This window comes from Lederbergia galactosidilytica, assembly GCF_017873565.1.
Classification (GTDB): Bacteria; Bacillota; Bacilli; order Bacillales; family Bacillaceae_C; genus Lederbergia; species Lederbergia galactosidilytica.
The window spans coordinates 1-11800 of the sequence record NZ_JAGGKH010000005.1 but is presented as its reverse complement, the minus strand read 5'-3'; the positions used below and the strand labels follow the sequence as shown (position 1 = coordinate 11800).

Below are 11800 nucleotides of genomic sequence, written 5' to 3'. Positions count from 1 at the left end.
AAAATACTCAGTGCCTTTATATAGGAAGGCAGCAGGCTAAAGTCGGTGTTATTAAACATTTAGGTTCACTCTATTCCCTATACCAAAAAGTAATCGTAATTACTTCATTAATAAAAGGTAGGGAAGGTGTTAGCTCTATGCTCTAGCCCCTAACATTCTGAAGACAAAGAAAGGCGTCCCTGAATCAATCAGAGACGCCTTGGCGCGGTTCCACTCTGCTTAGATGTAAAGATCCTTACATCCCGGCTTAATCTTGATAACGACAAGTGGACCGCTTATGCCTAGTGAGAATACTCTGTTCAGCATAAGACTCAGAGGGGCATTTTCAAAAAACGAGAGGCCGCAACCACTCTCAGCCAATGGTGGTTTTCTCTGATCAGCTTCGTTCTTTTACTTTTCCTCTTCAACGTTCTTAATTATATCCTTTAATATATTATATTTTATTCATTTTGTTAACCCAGCAAACGCTCAATTCGTCGAATTACTTTTTCTTTGCCAAGTAATTCAATTGAATTTGGTAGTTCAGGTCCATGAGATTGGCCTGATACAGCAATTCGGATTGGCATAAATAACTTTTTCCCTTTATGCCCAGTTTCTTTTTGAACAGCCTTGATAGCCTTTTTAATCTCAGGAGCTGCAAATGGTTCAAGGTCCTGGATAATATTCTTGAAAGAAGTCAATACTTCCGGTACTTGCTCTTCTTCTAAAACGGCTTTTGCTGCTTCATCATATTCAATTTCGTCTTGGAAGAACATGTGAGAAAGTTCTACAATTTCTGCACCATAACTCATTTGTTCTTGATACAACGCAATTAAATTTCGCACCCATTTTTCTTCTTCTTCGCTCATTTCCTCGCTCACTAAACCAGCTTTTAGAAGATGTGGTAACGATAATTCCACCACTTTATCCAGATTTAATTCCTTCATGTATTGATTATTCATCCAAAGAAGCTTTTGCTTATCAAATAAAGCAGGAGACTTTGACAAACGATGAGCATCAAATATCTCAATAAATTCTTCTTTTGAAAAGATTTCTTCTTCTCCTTGCGGCGACCAACCAAGAAGCGTAATGAAGTTAAACAAAGCTTCCGGTAAGTAGCCCAGGTCTGCGTATTGTTCGATAAATTGGATGATTGATTCATCTCGTTTACTTAATTTTTTGCGATTTTCGTTAACAATCAAAGTCATATGTCCAAAGATAGGAGGAGTCCAGTCGAACGCTTCAAAAATCATTAATTGCTTAGGTGTATTGGAAATATGGTCATCACCACGAAGTATATGAGTCATTTCCATAAGATGATCATCAATAGCAACAGCAAAGTTATATGTTGGTACACCGTCTTTTTTCACAATGACAAAATCGCCAATCCCATCTGAATCAAAAGAAACGTCATCTTTTACCATATCTTTGAAAGTATAAGTTTTCCCCGCAGGTACTTTAAAACGAATGCTTGGCTTTCTTCCTTCTAACTCAAGCTTTTTATGATCTTCCGCAGTTAAATGGACACATTTCCCTGAATATCTTGGCATTTCTCCACGTGCCAATTGAGCTTCTCTTTCAGCTTCAAGTTCATCTTCTGTACAGTAACATTTATATGCTAAGCCACGATCCAATAAATCATCATAATATTTTTTATAGATAGGGTTTCGTTCAGACTGACGATAAGGTCCAAAACCTCCATCCTTATCTATGCTTTCATCCCAGTCTATACCTAACCATTTTAAATAGGCTAATTGGCTCTCTTCTCCACCTTCAATATTTCGCTTTTGATCTGTATCTTCAATTCGTATAATAAACTTCCCGCCTGTGTGCCGGGCAAATAAATAATTGAATAATGCTGTGCGCGCATTCCCAATATGTAAATGGCCTGTAGGGCTCGGCGCATAACGCACTCTTACTTCACTTGACATCCTGCATGCCTCCTAAAGACTAAATTTCACAAATTCATTTTTGGGCCAACAAGGTGTTAGCCTAAGATCCTTTTTTATTTTATGACTTTCTTTGTAGAAGAGCAACCGCCATGGTAGCAATCCCTTCTTCTCTTCCAACAAATCCAAGTGTTTCCGTTGTAGTAGCTTTGACATTAATTTGTTCTTCACGAGCTTCTAGCAATTGAGCAATTCGCTTTTTCATCTTCCCAATATGAGGCGCCATCTTTGGCTTTTGCGCCATAATTGTACAATCAAGATTGACGAGTGTATACCCGTGATCAGTCACAATCTTCCATACCTGCTCCAACAATTTTGCCGAATCCGCATCCTTAAAATTCGGGTCCGTATCAGGAAAGTGATGGCCAATATCCCCTTCACCAATTGCGCCTAAACACGCATCCGCTATTGTATGTAATAAAACGTCAGCATCTGAATGACCTATTAGCCCTTTTTCATGTGGAATAGTGATGCCCCCGATAATAAGTGGGCGATCCTCCGCGAATTGATGGACATCAAATCCTTGTCCGATTCTAAACATGTCTTCTCCCTCTTCCTTTATCCATTAACTTTTACGAAATTTGTCAATAATTGCCTTGGCAAAAAAAAGATCCTCTGGTGTAGTCAATTTAATATTATCATAATCGCTCTGAACAATTTGAACGGAATGCCCCATTCGCTCCACAAGGGAAGCGTCATCTGTACCAAGGAACTGATCATTTTGGGCCTGCATATGTGCTTGATATAGAAGTGAAAAACGAAAAGCTTGTGGGGTTTGAACTTGCCACAAGCTAGAGCGATCAATGGTTTCAACCACATGAAGACCTTCCGTTTTTTTAATCGTATCTTTGACCGGAACGGCCGCTATAGCCGCTCCGTTCTGAACAGCAGATTGTACCAACCGAGCAATAACAGCCTTTTTAACAAAGGGGCGGGCTCCATCATGAACAAGAATTACGCCTTCGGGATCCGCTACTTTTAAGCCGTTTAAGACGCTATACTGGCGTTCTTCTCCCCCATCAGCAAGGATAATCTTCTTCCACTGGTCCTTTTGCAAATGACGATCAAAAAACTTTTGGTCACTTGGATTGATCACTAATATAATCCTTTTGCACTTCGAATCCTGAATAAATAGATCTAATGTATGCAAAATTATGGGTTGACCTTCTAATTCTAGAAGAAGTTTATTAATCTCAGCACCCATTCTCTTTCCTAATCCAGCAGCTGGAATGATTACTTGATAATTCATCGCTTTATAATCCCCTGTCTTACAATGCCGTCTCCATTAATTTTGGCTTTGCAAAAATCATTCTCCCTGCGGAAGTTTGCAAAACACTTGTGACAATTACATCTATTCTTTTTCCGATATAATTTCTACCTTCTTCGACAACAATCATGGTGCCATCATCTAAATAAGCAACACCTTGGTTATACTCTTTTCCGTCTTTAATCACTTGAACATTTAATTCTTCTCCAGGAAGTACGACGGGTTTTACAGCATTAGCTAAATCATTAATATTTAATACTTTCACATTTTGAAATTCACAGACTTTGTTTAGATTGAAATCATTAGTTACAACTGTTCCATCCATAAGCTTCGCAAGTTTAACTAATTTGCTGTCCACTTCCTGGATATCTTCAAAGTCTCCCTCATACATTTCCACATTGATATTAACTTCTTTTTGGATGCGATTTAATATATCTAGACCACGTCTTCCCCGATTGCGTTTTAGTGAATCCGATGAATCCGCAATATGCTGTAATTCTTCTAATACAAAAAGAGGAATCACAATAATACCGTCTAAAAAGCCTGTTTGGCAAATATCTGCAATCCTTCCATCGATTATAACACTTGTATCCAAAATTTTCATACGACTGGAAGATTGTTCATTTTTTGCTTCTTGGTTTTCCTCTCCTCGTTTTTTCGCTCCCCGGTTCTGAGAGAAGAAACTAGTCAATTCATCGCGTTTCTTAAAACCAACTTGAAAACCGAGATACCCAAGTAATAAAGTTAATAGGATTGGAACAAACGTATCAAGAATAGGAATTTGCATTTGATTAATCGCAAGACCCATCAAAAAAGCAAGTAATAAGCCAGAACCCAGACCGAGACTACCGAATAATATATCCGTAATTGGGGCCTTTACAAGCACATCCTCAATTCGCTTTACAAAATTTACAATCGGATTGACTGTCCAAAAAGTAATAAGATAAAAAATAATAGCACCAAGTAAAGCTGTTATATACGGATTATTAATTAAAACGACATGATCCAAATTGATTAAATTTAGTAATAAGGGCAACAGGAAAATTCCCAGTGTCCCACCTAACAGTAAAATGCAGGCTTGCACGATTCTCTTTAACATAAATTCACCTCCTTTTAATCATTATAAACAATAAGCACGCTTTAAAACCCAAAAGTTCTGTATTCCTCCCATGAACCCCATCCATTCCTTCCGTTTTCTATAAAACAAAGATTTCAACGCCTAAAATATTCTTTGTAAAGCCTCTCCGACCGTCTTCACACCGATAACTTCCACTCCACTCGGAATGGTCCAACCACCTAAATTATTTTCAGGGATAATAATTCGTTCAAAGCCTAATTTTGCTGCTTCTTGCACCCTTTGTTCAATTCTCGAAACACGACGGACTTCCCCTGTTAAACCAACCTCTCCTATCATACAATCTGTTGCCTTAGTAGGTTGATCACGAAAACTAGAAGCAATGCTAATCGCAACTGCTAAATCAATCGCAGGTTCATCCAATTTCACACCACCGGCCGCTTTTAAATAGGCATCTTGATTTTGCAATAATAATCCTACCCGTTTTTCTAACACAGCCATTAATAACGAGACACGATTATGATCAATCCCTGTTGCCATTCGGCGCGGATTCCCAAAACTAGTTGGTGAAATCAGAGCTTGAATCTCAACTAATACTGGTCTTGTGCCTTCCATAGAAGCGACTACTGTCGAGCCTGATGCTCCTTTTGAGCGTTCTTCAAGGAAAATTTCCGAAGGATTTTCCACTTCCGTAAGTCCAGATTCTTTCATTTCAAAAATGCCCATTTCATTTGTAGATCCAAAGCGATTCTTCACAGCCCGTAAAATTCTATATGTGTGATGCCGCTCACCCTCAAAGTATAAAACAGTATCAACCATATGTTCTAGCAATCGTGGTCCTGCTATAGCTCCCTCTTTTGTTACATGTCCAACTATGAAAATGGCAATCCCTTTTGTCTTCGCGATTCTCATCAACTCTGACGTACATTCACGTACTTGAGATACACTTCCTGGAGCAGATGTTACCTCAGGATGATAGACGGTTTGAATCGAGTCTATCACTACAAATTGCGGTGAAATTTCATCAATAGTTAAATGAATCGCTTCTAAGTTAGTTTCTGCATAAATATAAAGTTCTGGCGAAGAAACGTGCAATCGGTCTGCTCGCAATTTTGTTTGCCTAATTGATTCTTCCCCAGAAATATACAATACCTTTTGTTCTGTTTTTGCTAGCTGAGCGGATACTTGAAGCAGTAAAGTTGACTTACCGATCCCTGGGTCACCACCGATTAAAACAAGGGATCCTGCAACAACTCCCCCACCCAAAACACGATTTAATTCTTTCATTTCCGTCGTAACCCTTGGTTCTCTTTTCGTTTCAATGGAAGTAATCGCAGTCGCCTTCGATTGATGACTTGGATCTGTATGCTGAAATGAGTGCCTTGGTTGCTTACCAACTATATCGACTTCTTCAACCATCTGATTCCATTCCCCACACCCTGGGCAACGCCCCATCCACTTTGCAGATTCGTATCCACAAGATTGACATATATACTTTGTTTTTTTCTTGGCCATCCATTTCCCCTTCTCTATAATCTAAATTTTAAAGGATAGCTGGAGTCTGTTTTTACCAACATCCTGTTGAGATTTACGTATGCTAAAAACTGAGCATTCTCATGTTCCCGAGCCAGGCTCTGCAACTGTATGATACTCTTCTATTCTAAAAGAAGGGCCATAAGCCTTTAGATTTTAAATAGGATGCTTTAAGTTTTTCATAATAGATACCATTTAGTATGTTTTCGTATTACATAAGTAATAAAACCTATAAAGAAACGGGGTACTTTCAACGTACTGTACCCCGTTTTTTGGTAATATCGGGAGCGGTGTGCAAACTACTTTTTGTGAATGAAACTGTTATTAGCTTCTAAGAAACAGTTTTTTCTGTTGTTTTAACCGTTAATTCTCCATTTTCTACATCCACTAAAACATGTTGTCCTGGAGCTATTGCTCCTTTTAGTAATTCTTCCGATAAACGATCTTCAACTAATTTCTGAATTGCTCTTCTTAACGGTCTTGCACCGTATTCAGGATCAAATCCTTCCTCAGTTATCTTATCTTTTGCTGCTTCTGTTATCTCAAGATGCATATTTTGTTCTTCCAAACGCTTGACGAGTTGATCTGCCAGTAAAGTGACAATTTCTTTTAACTGTGGCTTTTCTAAAGCATGGAAGACGATCGTTTCATCAATCCGATTTAAAAATTCTGGACGGAAAGCCCTTTTCAGTTCTTCCATCACCTTATTTTTCATATCCTTATAGTCTTGCTCTCCGTCTTGGATACTAAAACCGACATATTTATTTCCTCTTAACGCTTCTGCTCCAACATTCGAAGTTAGAATTAAAATTGTATTACGGAAGTCAACCGTTCTTCCCTTTGAATCAGTTAACCGCCCATCCTCAAGGACTTGAAGTAAAATATTAAATACATCAGGATGTGCCTTCTCAATTTCGTCGAGCAATATGACCGAGTATGGTTTTCTTCTAACCTTCTCCGTTAGCTGGCCTCCCTCTTCAAATCCAACATATCCTGGAGGTGAACCGACAAGTCGCGAAGTCGAATGCTTCTCCATATATTCCGACATATCAATACGGATCATCGCATCCTCATCACCAAACATGGCTTCAGCAAGGGTTCTTCCTAACTCTGTCTTTCCGACACCTGTAGGTCCTAAGAAAATAAAAGAACCAATTGGTCTTTTTGGATCCTTTAAGCCAGCTCTTGCCCGTCTAACAGCTTTCGCTACAGCTTTCACTGCCTCTTCTTGCCCAATCACTCTAGAGTGGAGGATTTCTTCAAGTTTCAGAAGTTTTTCCGTTTCAGTAGCAGCAATTTTTGAAACAGGCACCCCCGTCCAACTGGATACAACTTGGGCTATATCTTCCACCGTTACTTCACTGTTTTCTTGGCCCTGCTTTTCCTTCCAGGTTTTCTTCGTTTTATCGAGCTTTTCACGAAGTCGCTGTTCTGTATCACGTAGGGAAGCGGCCTTTTCAAATTCCTGACTTTGAACAGCTGCATCTTTTTCTTTACGAGTTGTTTCAAGTTTTATTTCAAGTTCTTTAAGATTTGGCGGCGTTGTATAAGAACGAAGTCTTACTTTGGAGCCAGCCTCATCAATCAGATCAATTGCTTTATCTGGTAAGAATCGATCAGAAATGTAACGATCAGATAGTTGAACAGCTGCTTCAATCGCCTCATCTGTAATCGTAACACGATGATGGGCTTCATAACGATCGCGAAGACCTTCCAATATTTGGATAGACTCTTCAATAGTCGGTTCATCAACTTGAATAGGTTGGAATCGTCTTTCCAGAGCCGCATCCTTTTCGATATATTTGCGGTATTCGTCTAGTGTGGTAGCACCAATACATTGTAGTTCCCCACGGGCAAGGGATGGTTTCAGAATATTTGAAGCATCAATAGCCCCTTCTGCTCCCCCCGCACCGATTAACGTATGAAGTTCGTCAATGAATAAAATAATATTACCTGCCTGGCGAATTTCATCCATCACCTTTTTTAAACGATCTTCAAATTCACCTCGATATTTGGTACCAGCTACTACCGTACCCATATCTAAAGTCATGACACGTTTCTCTCTAAGAATTTCCGGTACTTCATTTTGAATAATTTGTTGGGCAAGCCCCTCAGCAATGGCTGTCTTACCTACACCTGGCTCTCCTATAAGTACTGGATTATTCTTTGTTCTTCTACTTAAGACTTCAATGACTCTTTGGATTTCCTTACTTCGGCCTATAACCGGGTCAAGCGTTCCCTCTTTTGCGATTGCAGTTAGATCACGGGCCAAACTATCAAGTGTTGGGGTATTCGCACTAGAAGAAGAACTGGTACCATGAGCATTGGCTTCATTATTTCCTAGTAATTGCAGAACTTGTTGCCGAGCCTTATTTAAGCTGACACCTAAATTAGTCAATACTCGAGCTGCTACACCTTCTCCTTCTCGAATCAAGCCTAACAATATATGTTCTGTTCCTACATAGGAGTGACCTAATTTTCTGGCCTCATCCATCGATAATTCAATTACTTTTTTTGCGCGGGGTGTATAGTGCAAGTTTTGAGATTGTTCATTTCCCCTACCAATTAGATTCTCCACTTCCTTTTGAATCTTTTCAGGGCTTAATGCAAGTCCATACAATGCCTTAGCTGCAATCCCTTCCCCTTCTCTGACTAAACCTAACAATATATGTTCCGTTCCAATATTGCTATGTCCAAGACGTAATGCCTCCTCTTGGGATAAAGCTAATACCTTCTGTGCTCTTTCTGTGAAACGCCCAAACATCATATAATCTCCTCCTAACTATCCTTCTCTTCCATTTTTAATCGTTCTCTGATAAAGGAAGCCCTTTTCATATCTCGTTCAATAGGTCGTAATGGGCCACCTTCATATTGTTGAAGAAAGCCTGGTTGTGTTAAAATCATTAATTCATTTAATATATTTCTTGATAAATGTTTAATATATCCTAAATCTATGCCCAATCGTACATCAGATAAACGTTCACTCGCTTCTTTTGTTTCAATTACCCGACTATTTGCCAAAATTCCATAGGAGCGAAACACTCTATCCTCTAATTGTATGTTTGATGTTTTGAGTAATGCTTTCCTAGCAGCCCTTTCCTGTGTAATAATTTGCTGAACAATGCTTACTAAATCATCTACAATATCTTCCTCTGATTTACCTAATGTAATTTGATTGGAAATTTGGAATATGTTTCCTAATGCTTCTGTTCCTTCCCCATAAATCCCTCTTACAACGAGGCCAAGTTGGTTGATAGCTGGCACAATTCGAGACATCTGCCTTGTTAAAACTAAAGCAGGTAAGTGTACCATTACGGATGCTCGCAAACCTGTGCCTACATTTGTTGGACAACTAGTCAAATACCCGAGTTTTTCATCAAAAGCATAATCAAATTGCTCTTCTAATATGTCATCCACCACATTGGCCTTATCTAGAGCTTCCTTAATTTGAAGTCCTGAGAATAAGCACTGAATTCTGATATGATCTTCCTCATTGATCATAATGCTCAGATCTTCTTTTTCTGATAAAATAACTGCCCCATGAGGTGAATCGCCAGCTAAACGGGGACTAATCAAGTGCTTTTCCACTAGTACCTTTTTTTCTAATTGTTTTAATTGCTCTATTGGTAGATATTCTACACCCTCATAAGCTTGGAGGTAACCGGAGTGAACCATTTCTGCTAATCTACTTGCTATTTCCCTAGCCTCTTCATTTTCAAACAAAGTAGGAAATTTATAATTTCTTAAGTTTCTTGCAAGCCGAATACGGGAACTAAGAACAATATCTGCCTCCGGTCCTTCTGCACTCATCCAAGAGCTGACGGCCTTATTAAGAAATCTTTCTAGACTCATCCTTGATTTCCCTCCTCGTCTTGATATTTTTTTTCTAGGGAACGGATTTGATCCCGTATTTTAGCCGCCTGTTCAAATTCCTCATCCGTAATTAGGGATTGTAATTCTGCTTTAAGTTTTTGCACCTGCTTTTTGATATGAAGGGAACCACCAATTCTTTTTGGCAGCTTGCCTCCATGTTCTATATTCCCAGTATGAAGTCTCTTTAATATGGGGGCTAATTGTTCTCTGAATGTTTCATAGCAGTGAGCACAGCCAAATCGACCAATTTTAATAAATTGTTGATAAGTCATTTTACAAACATCACATTGAAGAATGGAACCAGGAGGAGAAGTATTTGGCTTAGCCTGTTTTACAGCTGAATCAAAATTTAACAGACCTGCCAATAAATCATTGAATGAAAAGGCCCCTGAGCCTTCATTCATAAATAACTCTCCTTTTTCTTGAGCACACCTTTCACAGAGCTGAATGGTCGTTTTTTCCCCGTTTACAACTCTTGTAAAATGCAATGTAGCTGGTCTCTCTTTACATTCCTGGCAAATCATTGCGCTCACCTTCCTTCATCTATTCATATTTTATAGCTTGAAGCATCGCTTTTAGCATTCTAGCTCTTAACTGATCACGAAGTGGAAGTTCCACGTAGATAACAGAGCGATCAACAACACTTAACATCAACCTTGCTTCTTTCTCCGTCACAATTCCTTCTTCTAATAGGCGAAGAATTATATCATGAGCACTTGACTGAGAAATTTGGCTTTCTGTTAATGCAGATAGTTGATCAATTAAATGGGATTTATCATGTGAACGGACTTTAGAAATGCGAATGTAGCCGCCTCCCCCCCGCTTACTCTCTACAAGATATCCACGTTCAATTGTAAAACGTGTATTAATTACATAATTAATCTGGGAAGGGACACATTGAAATTTATCGGCAACCTCACTTCTTTTAATTTCAACGATTTCTTTCTCACTCAATTCCAAAACTTTTTTTAAATAATTTTCAATAATATCCGATATATTCCTCACTGTCACGCCTCCTTCCCTAGGTTATTATCTCATCGTCTCATTGACTTTGACTATATTTGACTTAATTATACATGAAAAGATAATAAAAAGGCAACGGTCTTCTTTTATCAATATTTTAGCCACAATTATAAAGATCAAAACATCCTCCACAAAGCAAAGAAGTATAGATCACCCGCTAAGCGGGCGACACACATATTAATAAAACGTCTTCATGTATAATTCTAATTTATAAAAAGCATTCTAGAACTTTAGTGCCCTATGTCACCGATAGAATAACAGTGCCGAACTTTTACTACTACTAAATCTAAACGCTGCTCACTGAGCATCACATTAACAATATAACGCATAAAAGCACATAAAAAAGACACACTCTTCACAAGGGTGTCTACTGTTTTTTTCTTTTAAAATAGAGATAAAGCTAAAAAGGTTGATTTCCGCTGCGAGCGGACGCTTTCCGCTCCAATCAACGGTGTTTCCTATTAACTGAATGAAGTGATAGATATGATGACGAAGAATCAAATTAATGAACGCGAACCTGGAAATGCTGACAATTGAGCAGTTGGTTTCTCACGACCATCTGGTGCGCAAACTGGATGCGGCTATTGATTTCTCCTTTATCTATCCATTAAGTGATCAGCCAATGCACAGAGAGTATGAATCACCAAAAGATGATTCAACGTCATATCAGGCAAGATTACTTGGATGTAGCTGAGGAGTTACGTCACAATCATAAAATCAAAGAAATAGAAGGGAAGCGTAAAGAGACAATTGAGCGTGTCTTTGCCGATGCAAAAGAAAAGCAAGGCCTACGATGGACAACCCTCAGGGGACTTAAAAAAATGTCCATCCAGGCGATGCTGACTTTTGCTGCCTAAATCTTGAGAAGCTGGCCAGCTGGACATGGAAAACGCCAACCATGGCGTAATAGAAACGATAAGGAGAGTATTTATGGCTCTTTTTCATAGAATTATCCTGTATGAATAGCAAAAGGGTTGGAAATCATTTTGATTTCCATGTCTTTCGCTTGCCTGGCAACGTCCTGCTCTCACAAGGGGAAGCCCCTTATTACCATCGGCGCGCGAGCTTAACTGCCCTGTTCGGGCTTCGGAACACGATGAC

Annotated in this window: 10 protein-coding genes, 1 pseudogene and 1 other annotated feature; of the genes and pseudogenes, 2 read left to right on the top strand and 9 right to left on the bottom strand. The window is 39.0% G+C overall.

What is annotated here, in order from left to right; translation table 11 throughout:
- Positions 1–187 precede the first annotated feature (187 nt).
- Positions 188–416, bottom strand: a binding site (T-box leader).
- A 36-nt stretch (positions 417–452) separates the two neighbouring features.
- The 9 genes from gltX to J2Z23_RS06135 form a co-directional block, all read right to left on the bottom strand.
- A complete protein-coding gene (gltX, locus tag J2Z23_RS06175) occupies positions 453–1910 on the bottom strand; it encodes a glutamate--tRNA ligase (protein WP_057985493.1) in 1458 nt (485 codons plus the stop codon).
- A 79-nt stretch (positions 1911–1989) separates the two neighbouring features.
- Entirely contained in the window at positions 1990–2469 is a 480-nt protein-coding gene (gene ispF / locus J2Z23_RS06170) for a 2-C-methyl-D-erythritol 2,4-cyclodiphosphate synthase (RefSeq protein WP_057985490.1), read from the bottom strand.
- 24 nt (positions 2470–2493) lie between these two features.
- On the bottom strand, positions 2494–3177 hold the full coding sequence (gene ispD, locus J2Z23_RS06165; RefSeq protein WP_057985487.1) for a 2-C-methyl-D-erythritol 4-phosphate cytidylyltransferase: 684 nt from the start codon (positions 3175–3177) through the stop codon (positions 2494–2496).
- Positions 3178–3196: 19 nt separating this feature from the next.
- Positions 3197–4294: a PIN/TRAM domain-containing protein gene (locus J2Z23_RS06160; RefSeq protein ID WP_057985485.1), complete on the bottom strand. Its 1098-nt coding sequence runs from the start codon at positions 4292–4294 to the stop codon at positions 3197–3199.
- A 120-nt stretch (positions 4295–4414) separates the two neighbouring features.
- Complete coding sequence (gene radA, locus J2Z23_RS06155) at positions 4415–5785, bottom strand: DNA repair protein RadA (protein ID WP_057985484.1); 1371 nt, start codon at positions 5783–5785, stop codon at positions 4415–4417.
- A gap of 349 nt (positions 5786–6134) precedes the next feature.
- Positions 6135–8570 carry an ATP-dependent protease ATP-binding subunit ClpC gene (gene clpC, locus J2Z23_RS06150; protein ID WP_209973494.1) on the bottom strand — a complete coding sequence of 812 codons (2436 nt, stop codon included), beginning with the start codon at positions 8568–8570 and terminating at the stop codon, positions 6135–6137.
- Between the two features lie 11 nt (positions 8571–8581).
- Positions 8582–9655, bottom strand: a complete 1074-nt coding sequence (locus J2Z23_RS06145; protein WP_057985479.1) for a protein-arginine kinase McsB — start codon at positions 9653–9655, stop codon at positions 8582–8584.
- The gene (locus J2Z23_RS06140; RefSeq protein WP_057985477.1) at positions 9652–10200 is read right to left on the bottom strand and encodes a protein-arginine kinase activator protein McsA; all 549 of its coding nucleotides are present in this window, start codon (positions 10198–10200) and stop codon (positions 9652–9654) included. Before J2Z23_RS06140 ends, J2Z23_RS06145 begins: the two co-directional genes overlap by 4 nt.
- A gap of 19 nt (positions 10201–10219) precedes the next feature.
- The gene (locus J2Z23_RS06135) at positions 10220–10681 is read right to left on the bottom strand and encodes a CtsR family transcriptional regulator (RefSeq protein WP_057985475.1); all 462 of its coding nucleotides are present in this window, start codon (positions 10679–10681) and stop codon (positions 10220–10222) included.
- A 523-nt stretch (positions 10682–11204) separates the two neighbouring features.
- On the opposite strand from J2Z23_RS06135, the gene J2Z23_RS06130 reads away from it, so the two are divergent.
- The gene (locus J2Z23_RS06130) at positions 11205–11393 is read left to right on the top strand and encodes a hypothetical protein (protein WP_165589615.1); all 189 of its coding nucleotides are present in this window, start codon (positions 11205–11207) and stop codon (positions 11391–11393) included.
- A pseudogene (locus J2Z23_RS06125) lies at positions 11314–11606 on the top strand (transposase); the annotation flags it as partial. The gene J2Z23_RS06130 and the pseudogene J2Z23_RS06125, both read left to right, overlap by 80 nt.
- Positions 11607–11800: the final 194 nt, after the last annotated feature.

What these genes read in the sequence shown, in the direction of transcription:
- gltX (WP_057985493.1), bottom strand. Translation starts at nt 1,910, where the DNA reads ATGTCAAGTGAAGTAAGAGTGCGTTATGCGCCGAGCCCTACAGGCCAT.
- ispF (WP_057985490.1), bottom strand. Translation starts at nt 2,469, where the DNA reads ATGTTTAGAATCGGACAAGGATTTGATGTCCATCAATTCGCGGAGGAT.
- ispD (WP_057985487.1), bottom strand. Translation starts at nt 3,177, where the DNA reads ATGAATTATCAAGTAATCATTCCAGCTGCTGGATTAGGAAAGAGAATG.
- J2Z23_RS06160 (WP_057985485.1), bottom strand. Translation starts at nt 4,294, where the DNA reads ATGTTAAAGAGAATCGTGCAAGCCTGCATTTTACTGTTAGGTGGGACA.
- radA (WP_057985484.1), bottom strand. Translation starts at nt 5,785, where the DNA reads ATGGCCAAGAAAAAAACAAAGTATATATGTCAATCTTGTGGATACGAA.
- clpC (WP_209973494.1), bottom strand. Translation starts at nt 8,570, where the DNA reads ATGATGTTTGGGCGTTTCACAGAAAGAGCACAGAAGGTATTAGCTTTA.
- J2Z23_RS06145 (WP_057985479.1), bottom strand. Translation starts at nt 9,655, where the DNA reads ATGAGTCTAGAAAGATTTCTTAATAAGGCCGTCAGCTCTTGGATGAGT.
- J2Z23_RS06140 (WP_057985477.1), bottom strand. Translation starts at nt 10,200, where the DNA reads ATGATTTGCCAGGAATGTAAAGAGAGACCAGCTACATTGCATTTTACA.
- J2Z23_RS06130 (WP_165589615.1), top strand. Translation starts at nt 11,205, where the DNA reads ATGAACGCGAACCTGGAAATGCTGACAATTGAGCAGTTGGTTTCTCAC.